The sequence below is a fragment of the Buttiauxella sp. BIGb0552 genome (assembly GCF_004366275.1).
Lineage (GTDB): Bacteria > Pseudomonadota > Gammaproteobacteria > Enterobacterales > Enterobacteriaceae > Buttiauxella > Buttiauxella gaviniae.
On the sequence record NZ_SODY01000009.1, the window covers coordinates 78,948 to 100,003 of the forward strand.

General features: G+C 44.4%; 16 protein-coding genes. 7 read left to right on the forward strand and 9 right to left on the reverse strand.

Going from position 1 to position 21,056, the window contains the following annotated elements; translation table 11 throughout:
• Positions 1-162: 162 nt before the first annotated feature.
• Positions 163-744, reverse strand: a complete 582-nt coding sequence (locus tag EDF88_RS22320; protein ID WP_166672012.1) for an HAD domain-containing protein — start codon at positions 742-744, stop codon at positions 163-165.
• 617 nt (positions 745-1,361) lie between these two features.
• Here EDF88_RS22320 and EDF88_RS22325 point away from each other — a divergent pair.
• Entirely contained in the window at positions 1,362-1,637 is a 276-nt protein-coding gene (locus tag EDF88_RS22325; RefSeq protein WP_134187394.1) for a hypothetical protein, read from the forward strand.
• Positions 1,637-1,981, forward strand: a complete 345-nt coding sequence (locus EDF88_RS22330) for a hypothetical protein (RefSeq protein WP_115632115.1) — start codon at positions 1,637-1,639, stop codon at positions 1,979-1,981. The genes EDF88_RS22325 and EDF88_RS22330 overlap by 1 nt, the downstream gene beginning before the upstream one ends.
• A 1-nt stretch (position 1,982) precedes the next feature.
• On the opposite strand, the gene EDF88_RS22335 is transcribed toward EDF88_RS22330, so the two are convergent.
• Genes EDF88_RS22335 through mobI form a run of 8 tightly spaced genes read right to left on the reverse strand, consistent with a single transcriptional unit; the run spans position 1,983 to position 11,945 of the window.
• The gene (locus tag EDF88_RS22335; protein WP_166672013.1) at positions 1,983-2,705 is read right to left on the reverse strand and encodes a nuclease-related domain-containing protein; all 723 of its coding nucleotides are present in this window, start codon (positions 2,703-2,705) and stop codon (positions 1,983-1,985) included.
• A gap of 16 nt (positions 2,706-2,721) precedes the next feature.
• Positions 2,722-3,879: a S49 family peptidase gene (locus EDF88_RS22340; RefSeq protein WP_134187398.1), complete on the reverse strand. Its 1,158-nt coding sequence runs from the start codon at positions 3,877-3,879 to the stop codon at positions 2,722-2,724.
• 9 nt (positions 3,880-3,888) lie between these two features.
• Positions 3,889-4,560, reverse strand: a complete 672-nt coding sequence (locus EDF88_RS22345; protein ID WP_134187400.1) for a DUF4400 domain-containing protein — start codon at positions 4,558-4,560, stop codon at positions 3,889-3,891.
• A 1-nt stretch (position 4,561) separates the two neighbouring features.
• Entirely contained in the window at positions 4,562-5,653 is a 1,092-nt protein-coding gene (locus tag EDF88_RS22350) for a hypothetical protein (protein ID WP_134187402.1), read from the reverse strand.
• On the reverse strand, positions 5,650-7,734 hold the full coding sequence (traD, locus tag EDF88_RS22355; protein ID WP_134187404.1) for a conjugative transfer system coupling protein TraD: 2,085 nt from the start codon (positions 7,732-7,734) through the stop codon (positions 5,650-5,652). The genes EDF88_RS22350 and traD overlap by 4 nt, the downstream gene beginning before the upstream one ends.
• Positions 7,735-10,743 carry a MobH family relaxase gene (gene mobH, locus EDF88_RS22360; protein WP_134187406.1) on the reverse strand — a complete coding sequence of 1,003 codons (3,009 nt, stop codon included), beginning with the start codon at positions 10,741-10,743 and terminating at the stop codon, positions 7,735-7,737. It lies immediately after the preceding gene.
• 12 nt (positions 10,744-10,755) lie between these two features.
• The gene (locus EDF88_RS22365; protein ID WP_115632122.1) at positions 10,756-11,454 is read right to left on the reverse strand and encodes a hypothetical protein; all 699 of its coding nucleotides are present in this window, start codon (positions 11,452-11,454) and stop codon (positions 10,756-10,758) included.
• A gap of 17 nt (positions 11,455-11,471) precedes the next feature.
• A complete protein-coding gene (gene mobI / locus EDF88_RS22370; RefSeq protein WP_134187408.1) occupies positions 11,472-11,945 on the reverse strand; it encodes a conjugative transfer protein MobI(A/C) in 474 nt (157 codons plus the stop codon).
• Positions 11,946-12,683: 738 nt separating this feature from the next.
• Here mobI and EDF88_RS22375 point away from each other — a divergent pair.
• From EDF88_RS22375 to EDF88_RS22395, 5 genes are all read left to right on the forward strand, one after another.
• A complete protein-coding gene (locus EDF88_RS22375; RefSeq protein ID WP_134187410.1) occupies positions 12,684-13,484 on the forward strand; it encodes a trhR in 801 nt (266 codons plus the stop codon).
• A gap of 2 nt (positions 13,485-13,486) precedes the next feature.
• Entirely contained in the window at positions 13,487-14,062 is a 576-nt protein-coding gene (locus EDF88_RS22380) for a hypothetical protein (RefSeq protein ID WP_243839656.1), read from the forward strand.
• 514 nt (positions 14,063-14,576) lie between these two features.
• Complete coding sequence (gene traF / locus EDF88_RS22385) at positions 14,577-15,623, forward strand: conjugal transfer protein TraF (protein ID WP_134187412.1); 1,047 nt, start codon at positions 14,577-14,579, stop codon at positions 15,621-15,623.
• On the forward strand, positions 15,613-17,022 hold the full coding sequence (locus EDF88_RS22390) for a conjugal transfer protein TraH (protein ID WP_134187414.1): 1,410 nt from the start codon (positions 15,613-15,615) through the stop codon (positions 17,020-17,022). The genes traF and EDF88_RS22390 overlap by 11 nt, the downstream gene beginning before the upstream one ends.
• A gap of 8 nt (positions 17,023-17,030) precedes the next feature.
• Complete coding sequence (locus EDF88_RS22395; protein WP_134187416.1) at positions 17,031-21,005, forward strand: conjugal transfer protein TraG N-terminal domain-containing protein; 3,975 nt, start codon at positions 17,031-17,033, stop codon at positions 21,003-21,005.
• Positions 21,006-21,056: the final 51 nt, after the last annotated feature.

Below are 21,056 nucleotides of genomic sequence, written 5' to 3' on the forward strand. Positions count from 1 at the left end.
ACGTGCCATCTCTTTCGCTCACCCGGCATCCAGCTGGTGGACAGATCGGAAAGTTAACCTACAGCACATGACTACATCGAACAGAGCCCAGGAGGGCAATTCAAGCTGGCATCCTTCCATCCAGAGATAGGCTCTGAACAGACCTTTTGGAAGGTCAAAATTTCAGATGCCTTCGAGATTTCCCCACCGGCTCATCAAGCTCTGATAACGGGCGGTGATGAGGGGAATATCAGATTCTTTCAAACCGGTGGCATAGTCAGTGCGATAAAGATGTGGGTAGCCTGCCGGGTAGAGCGAACAACCATCATCCAGACAGATAAAACTTTTAACTCGATGGGTAAACGCAAAGTCTTCGCACTCAGCGGCCCTGACTCCCATCTTGTCCTGGCTGATATAGAGCGAACCCGTTGCCCCGATCACTCTGTCTCTGTACGAAGCGCTAAACAGCGATTTCAGGTAGGAGATACTTGCACTCTCCCTCCAGGAGCTGGTGATAACGATGTACATACTGGGGCATTCATCCAGCAGGTTTTCAAGTAAGGGCATCCTTTCTAACGACTCATTCTGGCAGGCATGGAGTACACGATTAAGATCGAGAAAACACACGACATGCGGAGAAGGTAATTTCACCCATAACCCAACCGTCGAAATCTCAGCAGGGCTAATTTTCGGAGCCGTCTTCAATTTGATTTGTTCTGTGTGTGCAAAAAGCTTAGCCAGTGATTTTGTGAATGTCGTGATCATGTTTTCCCCCCATCCAGTCGGCCATTAAAGGTTATCACCTCACTACCAGCCAGGTAGGGGGCTTAAGGAGGAAGGTCATGGATGCTTTACAGGCGATTAGCAGGATTCTTTCACGGTGTTTTAGGCCAGTTGATCCCAAGCAAAGGCATGCATTCGTAAAAGGAACGGGGCCGCAGGCAAACTTCCGACGCTTCTCAGTCTTTGTGTAGGGGATGGCAGAACCCCGGCAATATGCGTCTGTTACGTGAAATCCTGCACTCAGGTAGCCGAGGGCCAGCAGTGATCAGCATTATGGGTTTGAGGCAGCGGTAGGGATGTCCAGCTATGGCTGTAAATCAGGAAAGTTACTTTTTACCCACAAAATCGGACTGGACAGATGCATGCGGGAAAATGATATGTCGGGGTTTTAATGTAATCCCTGGGGGCGGCGGCAGTTTTGTAACGGTGGTTCGAATCCGTAGTTAGGTGGATAACCTTAGGATTATGCTTCTCTTTTCCCTAAAGGTTGAAAGCAGAAACGGTATGGTTACTGTGTGGATTTGTTCACTTTCTTCCCATGAGCCTATTAGGTATTTCAGGATTCGCGTTACAATAAATACATTACTAAGGAGGTTCACATGGATTTTTTCATCATCAAAGATTTAGTACTGCTTTGCATCGGTATTGCGTTGCTGATTTTCTTCACGCTGAAAAAAGACAAGCCCCGCAAAGTGATGCCAGCAGTGAAGCCGGTAATCAGTACTAAGAAGGAAGCTATGACGCAGAGTGAAATAAATCAGGCTGTCAGCCAGCAAGGTCTAAAAGATTTGAATGACCCTTTACATATTACCTGCCCTTACAATGTCGTCTCGCCTTTAAATCCTCTCAACCCTCTCAACACAATGGATGACTGATGGAAAGAAAGACGGTTTTTATCTCACCAGCCATAGTTCCGTACCGCCGTCCAAAAGGTGATCTGGACGGACGGTACAATTCACAGGCTTATACAATGGTCAGTGAGTGGGTAGGTTACTGCCAGGCAAGCAAGTATGAAATCCTGCCTGACAACGCAGCCAAGCCCGTTCAGCTACATTACCGCAGCAAGGGGCTCAGGTTTCAGCTTTTGCTGGTAGCTGATGGTTTCCCACAAGAGGGGGCAATCCCGACAGATATTTATCTTTTGCCTGGTATGCCACTGTATGACGCCATGCTCAACATGCAGCTTGGCTGGCAGTCGATCCCTGAATTAAATCCGTAATTTAACGGTACTTAGTTTTGTTTCCTCCCAGATAATTCAGTATCCGACCATAGGTTTTTACAAACATAAATGTCACCAGATATGTAAGTTTCATGCTCTGGTTAAAGCGCTTATTCAGGCTATTAATGTGAGTGAGATCCGTCATCAGCCCAGGAGTTAAGCGCCTGTTGCTGATTTGATTCCTGATAAAAGTAACTTTCTCAGGATGGATGATACTCATGTCCTGTCTACGCTTTATGTTGTCCGCCATCTCCTTCATGCCCATGCATAGCCACTCAGGTTTATCGCCCTTGAATTTGCAGGGGCCATTGATCAGTACAACGTTTACACACTCAAGCTCAGGGTCATCCATGATGTGCCTGATGCCATGTATATGGGCTTCGTTCTGACGGAAGGGATTGTTCAGTTGGAGTCTATTTTTGTGTCTAAATTTCAACCATTTCTTTTCATTTATATCCCCGATAAGTGTGCCAACATAGTTCTTTTCCTCAATGACATAGAGGCCGTGAGTTGTCACCAGCACATGATCAATTTGAGTGGTTCGTCCGCGAGGCATAAGCACGGTGACATCGCTAAAAAGACCCGCCTTGTCATCAGGAAGAAGTCGGGCAATCATCCCGGCCGTTTTCCGCTCCTTCATATCGTTTTTAATCATTTCCAGTAGACAGAAAATGACTGCGATAAGTAGGGCTACACAGACGCACAGTGCGATATTGAACAACATCCCTGTATCCATTGGTTTATCTCATTGTTGGGGTGCTGGTGGACGAACTGGACTCAATACCGGCCAGGGTGTTGTTGACGTATTCCAGTGATGAAGCAAGGGAAGCGAACATGCCCAAAGCCGAACGCAGGTTTCGCTGGGCCTCGTTGTACACTTTAAATTTATCTGTACCGTAAAGCGTGGATAATCTCTCCCGCAGCTCGACCGTGGTAACGTCAGCATCAATCAACCCGTACTTGATGGCCGTGGGTGTCATCCAGATTTTGCCAGAGAACAAGCCAATCGATTGGGCCTCTTCGGGATTCACAATTTTTCCTTTTCGACCGGCCTCGACATCCGAGATAAATGATTTATGCATGCCATCAAGGATTTCATCCTGCATGAACTCCCGGGTAGTGGCGGTCAGGGGACGGTAGGGGTCAAGAGCATTTTTGAATTCACCGGCAATCAGTGTTTCGTTTCTGACACCTACGGTATCCATAACCTTCGATACATCCCAGTGCTCCATTCTTACCCCGATGCTGCCTATAAGGGCATTGGAATCAGCATAGATAGCATCAGCTGCGGAGGCTGCGTAATAGCATGCAGATGCGCAGATGGTTTTAACACTGACGATGACCGGCTTATATGCAGTTCGGTCATCGACATTAAATTGCCCCACACCTGAACCCAAAATAGAAAGTACATTTTTTTTGACCGCAGCAACTTTGCTTAAATCTGGAGAGGGGTCATTGCTGGTGGACGGAAAACCGCCTGCATTAATTAGCTTAATCTGGCCTTTGGGATTGTGTAGTTCCTGAAGCTTACGATAAATCAGAATGGCATCAGATGGGCCGCCACCGCCTGACTCCGCTTCAATAAGTACAGCCCGTACGTTCGGGTTGTTGTAAGCTTTGGAAATGGCTTGCGCTATTTCAACCCCATCACCGGTGCGGGAGCCGGAGCCCATCTCTCCCGTTATTTTAATGACAGCTATATGAGTCCTGTTTCCTTCAGTCTCCATGTAATTGTCATACAGGTTATAAAAAGAAAACCCAACAGCAATAACGGCCACACCAGTCATGACCATTTTTGACGCTGCTGTTATTTTAAACATGCGAAAAAAGCGATCTGCCTGTGAATTAAAAGATTCGTTAAATGTCGCTGGTGGTTTAGTACTTTTCTTTTTGAACATACTTTTGCCTTACATAAGTTTCTGATAATTGGACCACAACCTGTTAAGAGCGATCCCGAGAATGAATAATGCCAATGGTGGAAATAATTGTGCAATGTTATTAAATAACGACATGTTAGGCATCAATAAGTAAATAAGTGTCAGCCAACCTATCAGCCAGAACCCTTTCAACCAGACTCTGTAAAACTGAATCGTGACATTACCAAACACATACCTTTTCAGTTTCCATTGATACATTCCATCAATTATCAATGCAGCAATGAACGGAAGAAAAACAAAGAACCAGCCCAGAACCAAGTGCCAGCGATAAATTGACTGAAAAACTAAAAGCGGAATGTTTTTAGCTGCGGTATAAAAAAATGACATAAACATACCCGCTGCTAAATTAAATCCCTTTTCACTTTGCTCTATATCCTTAACCTCGGGCACAAGCACTCTATTGAGGTATTCAACCATGCCAAGATCATTTGCTAAGTAGTTAAATGTCAATTCAGCATTTTTAGTTACGGCTTGCCACTGCTCTGTAGGGATGATGGATTTGCTCGAAACTATTTCATCCCTGATCTGGTTGCTCAGTTCGTTAGTATCTTGTATGAACAAACTGTAGCCAAGATAAAATAAAAGACCAAGGTAGATAAACGATTTGAAAATTAATTTTCTCTGGCTATTTGAGTCTGCCATCTCACGTCCTCCACTCTCTCAAAAGTTCTTTATGCTCAGAATGAGTTCGGTATTGATTTTTCCATAGGGTAGGAATTCCGACCTGCCACTGATATCGCTTAGGGATAATATTATTTACTAGCGTATAAGAGGCCATCTGGCGGTGCTCATCACTAAGCCAGTGCAGTTGACCCGGGTCAGGTGTATACACTGGCGAACTGAACCTGTAGGCCAGTCTGGAAAAATCAATAAAGTTAAAACTCCATGGCGTCCAGATCCGATACTCGTCTTTCACTCCTGTACTGTATACCGGGCAAGAGAGGAGGGTGTCGGTAAACTCTTCAACCATTTTCTGGCAGATGCCCGGGCTGTTGATATCAGCTGTATCTTTATCAATGTAAGGAAAAACTGCTTTATCAATAATCCGGTTAAACGCGCTGACGTACAAACAGGTCTGGTCGGGTAAAAATTCAATGCTGGAGAGCAAGCTCTTTTTTAACTCACTCAGGAAGGGTGAATCTTCAAAAGTAATTATCTGCTCATAATCGGTGCCGAGATGTTGTGGCTGCTCAATACGCTTTACCCCACTGAAAGTTACTTTTTCAGGGATTTCAATAAATGGTGACACTGATTTAGTCAGGTCTATAAAAGAGGGAAGCAGGTAGCCACCCAGAATCAGGTTGTTTTTTTGGACATGCTCTTTACGTTGTTCACATGGATCAAAGTCGATATTGAATGACACAACACTCTTGTCATTCGCTTCGGCCACTTCCTTGATCCATTCTTCTGATGGCCCATTGGTGACGGACCAATAGCAGTACTCCCGGTCGCCATATTTGTCTTTTAAAACGAGTTCGCCTTTTAACAGGAATAATTCAGAAAGTGTTTCTGATGCGCTGCGCAATAAACTTATGTCTCGCTCGATAAAGAAACGTGAAGACAGTTCCTGAACCTTTTTCTCTATTGTAGCTATACGGGACACGGCTACGCCAGAGGTGACATGCTGCAAACCCAGAGACTGGAAGCGTCTGTTAACCAGGCTCTTAAAACGTCTGGCGGGTTGGCATAATTGAAATAACTGCGAACGTGTCAAAACAACTTTGTCTGAATTCACTGTATTGTCCTTATGTACTTATCTATTTTTATTTTATTAATGTTTTCTCGCACGGTGAGTTTGTTCACTGGCGTAAAAATCATATCGGTCAGAGTTGTATTTCGTTTCATCTGGTTCTTAGGGATAGCTATAGGAATTTGTCCTACAATTTTCCGTCCATCCTGGAGGCGAGCCACGATATGATGCATAGGCATCTGACCGAGTAATTCTTTTGGAATCGTCTCTTCTCTGCTGGTGGACTTCCTTTCCGCCATAGCGCCAGTGAAGTTATTATGAGGCAAAGTTGTCTCGGCGCCGGTCGTATAAGTCACCTGATTTGAGCTTATAGAGCTTTTGCCAAAGTTATCGATGATAATTGTTTGGGTTGGGTTGTCGTTTACCCGAAGACTTATGTAGTTGTTACATAGACCGGTGATGCGATTCGCTGTTTCCTGGTCGGCAGCTGAAACAAAATCTGAGATTGTCTGAGTACAAACAAATAGAGCAATTTTTGCGGCTCGGCCCTGGGCGAGCAAACTGATCATTGCATTGTTGATAGCGGCATGGGCTTCGTCGATAAAGATACTGATTCGGGAATGCTGTGACATGTCACCGTCCCCCGTGTTGTATCTGCGGCCAGCACAAGCAGTCAGATCAGAAGTAATGAGCTGGGAAACAGCTTTTGCTGTATCTGGATTCGATAAGCCATCCAGAGAAATATATAAAACCCCTCCTGTGGTAAACATACCCTCACTGTTTATAACGTCTCTGTTACTGGCGGGGTATTCAGAGGGCGATAACAACTCATCAAGTGGGCTTTCGGTCAATTTAGCGAACAATGGCATTAATGACGCAGTCATTTTCGCCATATGCTCAGGTTCGCTGGTTGAATAACGAATAAGCTCACTGACTACGTCGATGCCATGGACTTTTTCAGACCCTTCATAATTCATAAAGTGGGCGATGTACCACTCATATAAACGCTTGAAGCGTTCTTTAAACGCGTCAGTACTTGAATAACGTACGATATCGACCCATTTGTCCTGACCGTAGTGTGCTGCATACATGCATTCCATCGCCTGTATAGCCAGGTTCTGAAGGGATTGAGGGCTCTGCATGTTTTTATAAATACTTTTTATTGAGGGTTTTTTGTTAGTTAAGCGGATTCCAGCGATAATGGATGAAACGAGAGATTCAGCAAAACGTACAAACGGGTTCTCTTCTCCAGGCACAATAATTAAGCTTAAAATTCGTGTCGTCAGGTCCGAAACGTTGACAAAACTGTTGCACACATCAATTGCACAAGAGGTTGATGGTTGGCCCGGGTGAAACTGGAAAAATGGCTTCCCCAGTTCCTTACATTCCAGCTCGAGTGCCTGCCGCCAGTCAGCATCGTTCTTGGGGTCAATAACAACAATCACATGACCAAGATGGAGCATTGACGAACTGAGCAACCTCAACAGAATGGTTTTACCTGTCCCAACGTTGCCGGTAATCAAGGTATGCCCATACCAGTTGTCTTCAGTCACGAATAAAGGTAGACGATCATCGACAGCAAATATGGCATTGTCGCCACCCATCTTCCTTGCCAGTGAGTCAAAATGCCGGGTAATCGGGTTCAAAACGAAAGGTAATTTTATTTCCCGTTTGTCGCTTGAAAGGTTGATGATTTGATAAACCCTGTCCCCATGCTCTGACCCCCATTCATAACCATCACATAGATAGGTCATTCTTGTAGGAAGCGATTTGTTTTCCTTGTGTGCGACTTCCTGAGCGATGCGAAAGTCTCTGTCATTAGAGAAAACGTCACTGTTGTTGATAGAACGGAGATCATTGAGGGAGATAAATAAAAATTTTCTCTTAAACACGCGCCAGTGGGCATGGAAATACGGGGCCGTAGTCCAGACTCGGTAAATAGACAGAAGGAAAAGCAACAGTGCTGAGTATTTCACGACCGGTGCCATTTGCGTACCGTCCGCCTCATAGCCGAAATACAACATGAATATGGAAGCGATAAACAAAACAATGGCACTTCGGTATTCCAGTAATGGACGATACAGATTTTCCTGAGCATGCAGATTGGTTCTTTTTGGGAGTGCCATTTATAGCTCCTGACTTTTCTCGATTTCGCTAATAATGTGTTCAAAGTGAAGGTTCGAGCGTTCCCCGGCCACAATTAATTCGGCAATGTTTATCTTGCTGCAAATCATAGTGACGGTTTTCTTTACCTTAACTTTGCAGGTCGGAAATTTGTTGAGGATTTCAATGAGGGCTTTGTTATCGATTCGCCTGGTCCCAACATAAAGCGCACCGTCATAAACGATAAGGGAGTGATAACTCACCACTGACTGTTTGGTTTGCTTTTTCGACGTGACTAGTGCCATAAACTCACCAGCAAGGTTTTCATAGTCCACTTCAAGGGGGGTTGAGTCAGACGTTATTTCGACCTGAACAGTGGAGGTTACATTCTGGGTAATGGGCTTATCAGTGGAATTCAGCGTCTTGCCACTATTTTTCTGCGTGTCGGCGGACGCTGCCTGCTCAGTTTGGTCTGGGTTCTTAGCCTGTTGCAATTGACCTGAATTTGTCACCGGCTCAGAGCTGCCTTTTCCCTGTTCTGTGAAGCCGAAAAGCGAATTTGATTCGGAGATCCGAGAAAAGATGCTGGTTAACTGCGGTTGGACTTGCAGTTTTTTAATCGGGGCGGTGACAACAGGCTCAACGGTCTGTGGTAGAGCTGGTGGTGTGAGTGTCTTAACTTGTTCGAGTACAATGACATCCTCGCCCTGATGCACATGCGAGTCCTCAATATCAGTTTCAGAATATGAGTTCACAACCTGTTCTATGCTGGTATTTATGGCATCTACGGAGTCATCATGTGGCGCGTGATGCAGCTCAGACAAGACTGATTGCTCCAGCTCCATGTACACATCATCTAAACATGACTCAAGATTCAGGCTTTCGTCCCAAAGGTCCGGACCTTCAGATAAATAGGCTGGCGGTGAATCGTCATCCATCCCCGGATAATTTTCCGGAGGAAGTGGTAGAGGCTGATGGTCCGTTAAGTTTGGTTCTTCAGCCTCTTCATGACGTTCACTTAGTTCTACGGTCTGATAGAGGCCGGAATCAAGGAGAGACTTCAGTTTAGTGGTCCTGAGGTTTCGACCACTCATCTGATATCCAGCAAAACTATCACCAAGCGCAATAATTGCGATATTGTTCTCGTCCCTGATGACCCACTGCCCATCAAACGAACCATCCCGGAAGGTCTGCTGGAACAGCCCGGACTCGGCTAAATGGCTCTCTTCAGTTCCCGGGGCAAGTAAGATGATTTCACTAACGACTGCATATGGCACACCGTCCACCAGGCAGATGGCTGAATCGGGTATTTTGGTGGTAGTAAACAATTCTGTCAGAGCGTCAATTACGGACGTTTGCGGGACTAGTGCTTCATCTGGTTTAACTTGTGAATCATCAGTAATGACCGGATACGGGGTTTTCTCTTCGTTATCCTCACGGGGTTGATCCACAGCTACTGAAGAGTCAGTGTTTGATTCTGCTGAATCCGATTTAACATTAACTGTCTCTGGTGAGATAACTTTTACAGAATCCGCTTTCTTTTGTGCAGCAGTTTCAAAACTGTCATTTACCGTAATGACCTCTTTGCGTCCAGGCATTGGGCGCAAGAATTCGGATACATTACGGAATTCATCAATAAGAATAAGGTCCCTGTTCTCATTAACCGAAAACAACCCCGGCACTGAGTCAGGAATAAAATAGGAGTCGAAAATTAGCCCAATCCATTTTACCTTTAATAGATTATAGAAGGGGACTTCGGCAATACCCGTGGCAAACATTTGCTGGACATCACTCTCCGTGTACTTTCCTGGCATAAAGTAATGAACAATTCGTGTGTCACTATACGGTTCGATATAGCCGCGACGAATTAAAGCTTCAGTTAATGCCAGTCGTCCAACTTCGTCCTGCGGGAAGTTAAATTTGATTTCCTGAAACTCTTTAAGAATAAAATCAAGGAATGTTTGTTCGTTGAAGTAGACCTCACCATTGACGATGATGATGTGCATTGATTTTGACTGATAGTCGTTAATACCCAAATCTTTAAATTTATGTTTAACAGCGCTCATCGCTCGAGTAGCAGCATCAGTTGAGCGCAGACCAATAATCGGGTCGCGTATAACATTAAGGTCAGTCCCGGTGGAGTAATAATCCGCTCTTCTCACACAACGCGATAAAAAGTCATTAGCATTATTATATGAATTTAATGATGAGAGCATTCTGTCATAAATACGTTCTCTTGAGACTACTCCAAGAAAACGTAGGCAGGTGGGATTCAGTATTCTTTCAAGGAATACACTGGACCAGATATTGTGTTGATTAACCCTACGGACTCGCCAGTGAATTTCGTAGCTTTTAACGTTCTCGCTATTGCACCAGTCCAGTAAACTTTGTGCGGTTGGATTCCATGTGGTGGTCTTTAATGTGTCACTGCTCACTACATCAACATCATAAATTTTGCCAGCATCATGAACAAGGCCACATATAAATGCGGCATACAGGTATGCCTTTTTACGCTGTACCTCCTCATCCTGGTATCCAATGGGTGCCAGTTCTGAATCATAAGCCTGGATTAAAGATAAAAGGCCCACATCCAGACTGTGGGAGAAAAGCCCCCCAATACCATTGTGGTGATGATTCTCGGACGCAGGAAGTAAATGAACCCACCGAATAAATTCGATCAGTGGTTTTGTAATGAGATTGGTAAAAGTAAATGCATCATCGCTGATGTCGTTATCGTCGATAGCAATACGCATAGAAATTTTTTTAAGTTTGTCGACATGCAATGACAAAATTGATTGCTCATTGAAGACAGTAATACCGCGAGGCTTAGACGGATATTCGACGAATTTTAAAACCTCTTCATTGGGGCATTTTGGGATCTTGTATTTCTCCGTGCCGTTTACATGAGAATAGGGCGACAAAGTGTCTTCGTTACCAGGACCGAACATTAGTAAATCTTCATCATACTCATCCAAAGACTTGTTGTTACGGACAAGCCCAATGGTCCAGTTCAAAAAACCTCTGAAGCCCATTTTAATTTATCCTTACTGATTAATTTCGTTTTCGATGTACTGCTGGACGCTTTTATACTTTTGTAGCTTCTCAATAAACTCGTCCGGTGAGTACTTACCTTCAACTCGATTTTTAACTCGAAGCGTCTTATTAATACGATCTATGGTGATAGTGATGCTTGTTAAAATATTATTAGTCATCATCTGGTATTGAGAGTGACTCACCAAACCGTAAAGGTTTTTTCTGTAGAGTTCGCCAACAGCGGTGTTCATATCAAAGATATAACGAATAAACTTCATCGTGTTGAGGTGATTGCAATTCAATGTGAATGAATCAAATGAAAACGGGGTGAACCGCACGGATTTGAAAAACGGGTCATTAGGATCTTCAACCAACTCTTCAATATACTTGAGCAGTTCAATTCTAAGAACATTGTTTTCCTGATGCAGCGATTCAAACCAATCATCGATCATCTTGCTGAGCTCAGGCGTCCGGTTTGGTCTTACGGTGTGGGATAGGGTAGTAATTGCACGACTGACATTTTCGAGATCTTTAATGACCTGGTTTTCTTTCTTGCGCAGGTAATAGTTAAATTCAGGGGTGGTTGGAGTTAATAATAGAGTGACCATTCCCGGCGCATTACTTACATCGCGTGGAACTCTTTTTGTTGTAGCCGGTTTTTTTACTTGAACAGGATTTTTGGTACGTTCCAACTGTGATTGGTCAGTCATATACATTCCTTTTAGATTTATGCTTTTTGAGTTTTACGGATTAAGCGGCCTACTTCAATGGATTGCTTATGCAGTAATTCCATCGTTTCTCTGAGAGGTTTAAGTTTTTCTTCAGCTTCAGAAATCATTTCCCATTCCCATTCCGCATGCTTTGGAAAACAAGAAACTCCATAGTCACCGTTCTTCAGTGGCTTTACCCTTGTTGACATATGAAGAGTTGGGCGATTCTTCGCTGTGGGTCTGTAATTATTCCATTCGACAGTGTGTTTATTACCATTCCCTATAATCGCTATCTTTGGTGCATAACTCCCAAGTACTTTCCATTTCTGGGTTTCTCCATGAGATGAACGTATTTCCCTTTCGTTACGGACCTTCCAGTCTGACCAATATTTGGTGCAGATCTCATTGGCCTGATCAACATAGACTTTGATCGCATCTGTCTGTGATTGCTGTAATTCAGTCAACACGTCTGTTGATGTTTTCAGATTCATATCTCTCCCTCCCTCCAATGAACGTAACTGTACACGACCAACTCTCAGGTCAGATTTGGATAGAGGGGGGAAATTTGCGAATACCCTGGGCCGTTACAAATGTTCTGCACGTCTCATAGGCGGCGAGGGCGTCGTTTGGCACTCTGGTGCGTTACAGGGAAGGCGGCGTGTTGAACTTTAGATAGTCGCCATGAAAAAAAAAGTAACTTTTTTTCCAAAGGTGCCGAAAACAGATTAATGAGATATATACCTGTCACACTTTTCTCGCGAAAGTGCCACAAGCCAGCCAATTCCATGTGGCACTTTTGTTATAAAAGTGCCACAAGCACACTCATACCATGTGGCACTTTTATAGGTTAAGTGCCACATGGTAAATTGCTTCAAATTTGATCAGTTAACACTGCTTGTGGCACTTTTAATTGAAAAGTGCCACAGGGTGCCGTATTAGCTTGTGGCACTTTTAAGGAAAAATGTGACATGCAGGCAAATTTCAATCATTAAGCAAATGTAAATTTTGTTTGCTTCTAGAAAAAAAGTGCTACATGATTTACAGTGTATTGTAAAAGTGCATCCCACTTTTTCGATGAAAGTGTTACATGATTAGTTCTCAGGAAATTACACAGCGTTTAGGCTTTCTACACTCAAACTAATACAAAAAAAGTTACTTTTCGGCTTTAGAACTCCTTCGGATCTGAGTTCCTTGTGCCCGATTCAAAAAAGTAATATGAGGGATGTTAAGTGTTCAATGAATCAGATCAGTATGTGAAGAATGCATTGATTCAAATTTTCCGCTCTGAAATTAATGTTATTCGATGCTACAGAGAGTTTATAAAAGCGCTCCCGCTTCACGGCTCCTCAATTTACCAGGCGGGAAGTAATCTTTTACTTAATCGTTTGCAACACGATAATTTCACACAGGCAATTGATGCTGCCTTTAGTGTCAGCAACCGGCCTGGCAGTTTATTAGTACCCTGCATTAAGGGGCGAGAGATTACATGGGCTCAGTTTATTGGGGCTCTTGTGAATGAAGATTCGAATTTCTTGCCTGATTATGATCCCGATTCAACTGATGAATCGATATATTATAAAGGCGAGAAAGTTACTTTTCTTAATGGCGAAATGGGTTCATTCGACCCAAATCAGGTGAAGAAGTACCGTACATTCATAATGAATGCACAAAATGATTATTTGATGAATGTTAACTTTGCGGCAAGGCTGTTTCCTGAGTTCATCAGTATTTACTTCGGATTAAAGTCTGAAACTGTCAGCGACTTTCAGGATATTGGCGTTTCGTCACTTAGTTTACTTCAGGATTGTGTATTATTCCCTCGTGTAATTCATTTCAAATCGGAACCGTCAGAGGAGTCCCTGGCAACACCCGTTAAAGCTTCAGCATGGGCATATGAAGTGTTGGCTGATGTTAAACTTGGATATCTGAATGCAGATCTGATGGAACTACTTCGGTATGACACGCGATTTGCTAATAACAGACAGGATATTTTTACTTTGTTGTGCGATTCACAAAGTATGAGGGATTAACAATGGCAAAGTATACTTCTGATAAAGCAGCCAGATTGTTTTATGCTGCCAAAACTCGTTCACTGGGTGCAACCAAAAATACCATCCGCATTTTACATGGTGGAATAATTGCAGAGGATCTCGAATACAGAGATGACTCTTTGGTTAAAATTAAGAAAGGATACCGTTCATGGATCAGGAAGTCTGAGAACAGAGCTGTCACTAACGCAGCGCTGGATATATCAGTGAACTACTTTGGGTTCAATCCTCTTAATCCTGAGGTGAGTCTTCGGAACATAGATTTTAATAAAGTCATCCTTGTTCTGGTCAATTTGGGGTATGGAAACTGTGTTCCTGAACTCAATAAACTCGTTGAAGTAATGATTTCCTTAAAAGAGATGGAAGAGCTCGATACATGCGCCTCTTGTAAGCGCCCCTATATTGTTCCAGTCACCAATGATACGCATTGTCCGCGATGCCGTTCTTTGACGATGAATTCTGCGATAACGCGCTATTCTAAAGAAACCATCAATTATGAAGAGCCAACTGCGGCAGTAAAACTTACCGTGGTAGATAATGACGAAGAGGGAATTGAGTAAAGAAATTTGAGTTAGGGACGAACTTTGAATTTATGGAAGATTGAATTTTCACAACCCGGGTGGGTTAATGTTAATGTATTATCTTAACCTTGTAATATCTAAGGTAAATTAATTTACTGGTTCGTCTCTGTATAAGTCTTTAATCCTCATATTATTCTCATTAAATTCTGCGCGTCTAATTCCCGGTCCTTTCCCAAACATAAGTTTGTCGATTAGCAAAACTTTAATGCTACTTACTTTGACAATCATTGTATTTAATGTGCCGATTTTCACTGCTTATTGTCTGTAAAGTTTGAAACAATACCAAAGTAGAATGGTGCGGCAGGTTGTATAGACATTTCTGGATTCCAAAATTATATCGAATTCACATTTTGACTGTGGCTAACAGATAACTTTGCCCCTCAATAAGTGGTGTGAATAGGGTGAGCTACGCACCTAAAAAGCACACCCTATACGAAAATTTCATTGCTTCCCCTATGCCATCATATGCCTACTGTTAACAGGAGTGTGGTGTATGAACTTAACAAGACGCATACCAACAAAGACTTTCGTATTACTAGCCTTGCTTACAACAAATGCACTTGCAGCTGTTGATGAGACAAAAATTGAAGGCACACCATTTGTATCGGGGCAGTCTTTTAAGAAGGGTTTTTTCTGGTACGACGATCCTTCTAAAAAGCCAATAGAAGAACAGGAAGAATTAAAATCAGCCCCACCAGCTGCTCAGGATGTTCAACCTGAAAACGTTGATCTTAATTCTGCATGGCTTAAAGCAAGCATGCCAAAATTACTGACGCAGGCGATGGATAATCCTACGCCGGAGAATTTGTCTCGATATTATACCGCCCAGAGATTAATGCTGGATATCAGTACTCGTTTCTCAGATAAGTCAAAAGACTATTTTCTTAAAAATCCAATGATGTCTGAGAAGAGGCGTCAGCCAGTTGAAAAAGCTGCACTTGATGCTCACAGGGCTATAGTCGATAACAATCAGCAAACAGTGATGAAAGATATTTTTTCAAAATCTGGTTTGTTCTTCTTCTTTCAAAGTACCTGTCAATTTTGTCATGAAGAGAGCCAGATACTGACCTTCATGCAAAATTATTATTCCGCCGATATTCTTCCTGTTTCAATGGATGGCATGGGTCTCCATAACGGACTATTCCAAAACTTCACTGTTCCCAACGCTCAGATTATTGACCAGTTCAAAATACGTGAAGTTCCAACCCTTTATCTTGTTTCAAAAGATGGGCAGTCGGCACAAAGAATTAGCGAAGGGATGATTTCGGCAGAGGAGTTAAAGAACACCATTATCCTTGCCGCTAAGGGTATGAACCTTATTAATGATGCAGATTTCCAGTCAACACTTGATATTAAACGCCAGTATACGATTGGTGATGATGGGGTTATTTCTGTACCTAAAGCCGAACTGGATGCTGATCCTTATCTTCTACAGCGCATCATGGATAAAAAGCTGGAAGGGTATGACATGCCCACAGCAGATCCTGTTCATTACATGAATGCCGGGTTCGGTGTGCAGGGAGGCAATTATGGTCAGTAAACGCAGAGTCTGGAAACAAAAGTTACTTTTCACGTTTGTTGGTTTTGCTCTTACCGTGAGTAGCAACGTCTTCGCAGACAACTCCATGCGTAATATTTTTAACGGAATGATGGCAAAAACTGATCCGCGTAGCTTTGAATCAGCGACCCGTGTAGGTGTTGTTGGCGGTTCATTTTCTTACCGACAGGCAAATGTAAACACCAATCTGGTTTCTATGTCCTTCCCTAAAGCCGCAGTGGGATGTAATGGGGTTGATGTTTTTCTTGGCTCCTTCAGCATGATTAATGGAGACCAGCTAGTACAAGTTGCCAGGGGGATTGCCCAGGGTGCCGCAATTTATGCTTTCAACGTAGCTGTGTCAGCCATTTGTGCTGACTGTGCGGCCACCATTAACGACATCCAGAATAAACTTCAGGCACTCAATAAATTCGCCAAAGACAGTTGTAACGCGACCTACTCATTTCTTGCTGAAAACCAGGGTACACCACAGACATTTGCAAACAGTATCAGTACCGGTCCGGGGGCTGTGCTCAATACGATAAACGGCCTGATTCCTGATTTCGGTTCTTCTATGACCAGTGCTCCCGAAAAAATTACTGCCCAGGCGAAAACGAAAGATCCCGAAGAATTTGCTGAAAAGTTTAGTGGAAACATTTTCTATATGGGATTCATGGAAATTGATAAAGGCACCATGGATATCGGAGGGGTCACTGAACTATCAGGCTATCGGCTCGCTGAGCAGTTAATGTCACTGGTCGGTACGTTGATTATTAACTGGGATAGTAAAGGTGAAAAGGCAGGGTTTGAAGTAAGGCCCTCCACGATGACGGTTACTGATTACATTTTCGGACCGGCGACTCCCGGGACTATCAAGATGCTGAAGTGTGCCCCGGCACCTGATCCATCAAGCGCAAGAAAAGCCCAATGTCTGACGATGAAAGAGGTGACTGACGGCAACTTTATTGGGCTTAAGCAAGAGATTGAAAAGCTTCTGCTTGATATCCAGACAAAAGTTCACAATAACCAGACACTCTCAGAAGAAGATTACAGAATGCTTGGGTATATCGGACTTTCGAACATAGTTTCGTCATTCCAGACGTTCTCAATGGCTGAGGGTTACAGCTACATCCAGGACATCAGTACCTATTCAGCCACAATGCTCGTTATCAATATGCTTCGGCAGGTATCGGCAAAGATGACGACTATGAAGCTCCCCAGCGATGCTTTGAGTTCTCATCAGGATGATATTCGCCGCTATGCAGATAAGCTTGATGAGCAGATAAAAGCAGCTTATGAAGTGTCACGAGCCCAGACAGTAGATTCTAAAAGGGTTGTCGATTCGTGGGATGACAAACGCTTAAAATCTATGTTGTGGATCGACAGTGGTCGCAGAGGGTGAGGTGAACGATGGACTATAACATTTATACTCTTGGCGATATCGATTTTGTATGGTCGGCCTTTAACGGCATTGCTCTTATCTTTTCCCAGCATACAGGTGTGCGAGAGTTCATGACAACGGCCGCAGTTCTGGCTGCGGTGAACCTGTTTTACAAATCCTGGCTTTGGGTTCTCAATCCGCTCAAGAATGAAGTGCCGATCTTCAGCTGGCTTCTTGGCCTGGTGTTATTTTCTATAGCTATAACCCGGGTTGATGTGACCATTGAATCTGTGAAAACAGGAGAGGTCCGTGCTGTTGATGGGGTGCCTATCTTCATCGCCGCATCAGCAACGCTGACGACTAATCTGTCGCAGGGATTGCTGCGTGATTACAAAATAGCCTTCGACCCGTTATCCCCCATCGATATGAATGCATCATCACTTAATGATGACATTACCCTTGGCCCGATGGTTAAGTTTGTTAAGTTCATGCAGTGGGGGGGCGACTCACAGGGCTATTGCAGCCAGTTTCCTTCTCCGGATGCCTCTATTGGGACACTCAATCTGTGTAAGACTATTCAATCCATTGCGATGGACTGTCTGAAGTCATCCCAGAACTCGACGGCGACTATTGTCGGTAAAGAAAACATCTTTAACGATATCTACAGCAGCGATCTTGCAGAAAGTCTCGCCGCTATTTCTTCGGCTATTAGTACCGGCAACAAAAATGCGAGCGCCCGCCTTGTCGGTACGAACGGGTCCAAAACTAAGCCTTGCGCTGACGTTTGGTCTGACGTTTTAAGCATCAAGGACCGACCGGAAACCGTGAGCCTGATGCAAACTATTGCCCAGGTAAATGGGATCATGACCCCGGATGATGTCACCGGGGCTAACAGTGGCTTAGATTTTACCGCAGCCATGAAAGCTGCAAACGGCATTTACAGTAAGGCCATTGGTTCACATGACGTAATGATGGGGAACTTTGTTCTTAACAGCCTCAGTGTCGGTGAGCAACTATACAAAAGTGGTTTAGGCAGCGCGGCAGGCATGCAACTTTTCGAGGCTCAGGTTAAGCGTACCAACAATATGGTTTCCCAGGGGCAACTCTGGTTACAGTTGTCCGGTGCCGCGATTTCCTTCCTGGAGATGTTCTCATACATGGTGGCTCCCTTCGCATTGCTGATGTTGATAGCACTCGGGGGCAACGGGGTCGGTGCGGCCGCTAAATATCTGCAACTTATTATTTTCGTGAACATGTGGCCGATCACCGCCGTTCTGGTAAACGCGTATATCAAAAAGGTACTGACTGCTGACCTTGATACATGGTCAACTTTAAACAGTCAGAACAGTGTTGTCACCTGGATGGGACAACCTGGATTGTATGAAACCTACAGCTCCTATCTTTCCGTTGCGTCAGGTCTATACGCTCTCATACCGGTACTGACACTTTTCCTGATGACGCAAAGTATTCATCCGATGATGAATGCCACTAAAGGGGTTACTCCTGATGCACCAGTCAATAACGGGCATCTGACACCGCAGGTCTGGTCTTCCCCAGATGCAGGTAAATCGTCATTCGGGGATGTGCAGCAAGTGGCCGATGTTTCAACAGGCAGAGGGATGGGCTCCAGTGGTGGATTCAGTAGTTATACCGCACCACGTGTGGGCACCTGGGCTACCGGCGATGCTTCGCAACAGGCGCAGGGAATGAGTGCCACTCAATCACATTCGCAGTTGAAATCTGATACCCAGTCGTTCAACCAGTCAATGAGTAATTTGCGTGAGCAAATGGCCTCTGGTAGCACAAACAGCCAAAGTTCACAGACCATGGCAAACACCATGAGCATGGTAGAAAAGCTGTCATCTCAGGTCGCTCAAGCTGTTGGCAAAGACACTTCTCTGGGGCAGGAGCAAGTTAAAGCGATGGCATCGCAAATAGCACTCCAGGGGGGATTAAATGCTGGTACTGGTAAATCTTTGCTTGGAGGACTATTAGCCGGGAATGGGGCGATTACTAGCATGCTCCAGTCATCAGATACAAATCAGCAAAAACTGGGGCAATCTCTCAAGGACGCATTTACCAATACACTCTCTAACAACAGCGGGCTTGATGAGGGGATCACTAAGGGGATGTCCAGCCTCAAATCTTCTGGGTATCTGGAGAGCAACTCGATGAAAGAAGCCTTCGGTTCGGTAATGCAGGCGGGACAAAGTCTGGTTAACAGCGCGACGGCTGCGGTTTCCACTGAAGGGAAAATGTCCAGTTCAAGCGGAATGGATTACAAACAGACAGTTAATCTCGATAACGTTTCAGACTCACTGAAGCAGAGTAAATTTACCGATGATGCAGTGCGCAATTACGCAAGTAAGAGTGGACTGGATGCCAATGCCTTTATGGATAAATTTAATTCACATTTCGATACCTTTAGTAAGAGTAACACGATGGGGGATGATCAGAACCGCCGTGATGCACTGGTATCCACCATGCGTGATTTTGGTAATGACCTGATGAAGTTTGATGCAACTAACGGGGAAACCCCGGCACAAAGTCAACAGGATTTCCGTCAGTCACAGGCTTTACTGCAAAATCTTGTAACGGATTTTGGGGCAAACGAGCAGATGTTAAGCCCGGCAATTCGTCAGATGGGTGCAATGGCCGGAGATGCAACCCCTGCTAATTTTATTGCGAATACGCAAGGACAACAATCACCAGTCAATACTTCCAGTGTACCTACTCAGGGGCAAGTCCAGTCCGGTGGTCAGGCAATATCTGGAAATGTTGAAAATGGGATGGCTGGACAACGAGCTGAAGCATCACAGACTCCTCAAGGAACCGTGAATGGGGTGAGTGCGGCAGGACTGACACGTGAATCTGGGTCCGCCGCCGTTACTGGGGTTCATAGTGAAAACCAGAAGGCGGTAATGTCACCGTCCGAAAGGGCAGCATTAAGCCAGGCCGACGAAAAGGGCGTACCGATGACTACGGCGAAAGTAGACAAGCTTGCTGCTGAAAACCAAAATCTGAGTGGTAAACAAGCAGTATTCACGGCCGTAGGCGATGCTGCATTTGGCGCTACCCCTCCACAAATAGTCACCGGGCCAGTCAGAGAAACAATGGACGCTCTGAAAGTTGGCAACAATTTGTTTGGGGACGCAAACGAGGAAGTTAAACGTATTCAAAATTCTGACATGACTCCTGAGCAAAAACGAACTGAATTGGGGGTTCGGGCTGCGGCCAACTTACATCTCGCAAATAATCAGGATGGTTCAGAACGTAATGAGTCCAGGCATAACGCTGAAGTTTATCGGAACGCGCTTAAAGATGAAGGCGTCAACTGGAGCATGGATCAGATTCAAAATATGTCACGTCAAGCTTCGGGGTATAACAAGGGAGTCACAAGCCTGGACGATGTGGTTAATGCCAATCTCGGCACCCCATCTGTGTCTTCTCAAGCCAAAACGGTTCTGCCTGGTTCAGCCCCGGTTGCAACTGATATCGACAGGAATGCCGCAGATACCCTCATCAGGAACACGCAAAACTCGGGAGGGGTTGTCAATACTGCTGGGGCTGCGCTTATGACGGGTAAGCAATTCGTTGCAAACACAATGAATGATGCGGGGTTAGGAGGTAGTTTACGTGCATTTGAAGGTTGGGGGATGATCAATACGCCACAATCCACCATAACCGAGAACCTTCAGGCCGGAGCTATTCCAAATGACCTTGGTGGAAAAGTGTCGGCAATGATGATAGTGAATGATGCAGTACAAACCAATGAAGGAAATCCGGCTCTGGCAAGTGGAGCACTGGATCGGCATGAATTGCAGCTTTCCACTATCAACCAGGCAATTTATCAACAAATGAGTGATTCTAAGGAGTTTGGGCCTGAAAAAGCAGAAGAATTCAGGAATTTTGCTCAGTCAAATTTGAATGATTCAAGCCTGAGCTACGGTGAGCGTTCGGACCGGTATAATAACTGGGTCAACGAAAACCGCTCTTCAAAGTAAAAGTTAAGACAGAAACTAAAGGCTGTGGCACGTGCTACAGCCTTTTTTTTA

What these genes read in the sequence shown, in the direction of transcription:
- EDF88_RS22320 (WP_166672012.1), bottom strand. Translation starts at nt 744, where the DNA reads ATGATCACGACATTCACAAAATCACTGGCTAAGCTTTTTGCACACACA.
- EDF88_RS22325 (WP_134187394.1), top strand. Translation starts at nt 1,362, where the DNA reads ATGGATTTTTTCATCATCAAAGATTTAGTACTGCTTTGCATCGGTATT.
- EDF88_RS22330 (WP_115632115.1), top strand. Translation starts at nt 1,637, where the DNA reads ATGGAAAGAAAGACGGTTTTTATCTCACCAGCCATAGTTCCGTACCGC.
- EDF88_RS22335 (WP_166672013.1), bottom strand. Translation starts at nt 2,705, where the DNA reads ATGTTGTTCAATATCGCACTGTGCGTCTGTGTAGCCCTACTTATCGCA.
- EDF88_RS22340 (WP_134187398.1), bottom strand. Translation starts at nt 3,879, where the DNA reads ATGTTCAAAAAGAAAAGTACTAAACCACCAGCGACATTTAACGAATCT.
- EDF88_RS22345 (WP_134187400.1), bottom strand. Translation starts at nt 4,560, where the DNA reads ATGGCAGACTCAAATAGCCAGAGAAAATTAATTTTCAAATCGTTTATC.
- traD (WP_134187404.1), bottom strand. Translation starts at nt 7,734, where the DNA reads ATGGCACTCCCAAAAAGAACCAATCTGCATGCTCAGGAAAATCTGTAT.
- mobH (WP_134187406.1), bottom strand. Translation starts at nt 10,743, where the DNA reads ATGGGCTTCAGAGGTTTTTTGAACTGGACCATTGGGCTTGTCCGTAAC.
- EDF88_RS22365 (WP_115632122.1), bottom strand. Translation starts at nt 11,454, where the DNA reads ATGACTGACCAATCACAGTTGGAACGTACCAAAAATCCTGTTCAAGTA.
- mobI (WP_134187408.1), bottom strand. Translation starts at nt 11,945, where the DNA reads ATGAATCTGAAAACATCAACAGACGTGTTGACTGAATTACAGCAATCA.
- EDF88_RS22380 (WP_243839656.1), top strand. Translation starts at nt 13,487, where the DNA reads ATGGCAAAGTATACTTCTGATAAAGCAGCCAGATTGTTTTATGCTGCC.
- traF (WP_134187412.1), top strand. Translation starts at nt 14,577, where the DNA reads ATGAACTTAACAAGACGCATACCAACAAAGACTTTCGTATTACTAGCC.
- EDF88_RS22390 (WP_134187414.1), top strand. Translation starts at nt 15,613, where the DNA reads ATGGTCAGTAAACGCAGAGTCTGGAAACAAAAGTTACTTTTCACGTTT.
- EDF88_RS22395 (WP_134187416.1), top strand. Translation starts at nt 17,031, where the DNA reads ATGGACTATAACATTTATACTCTTGGCGATATCGATTTTGTATGGTCG.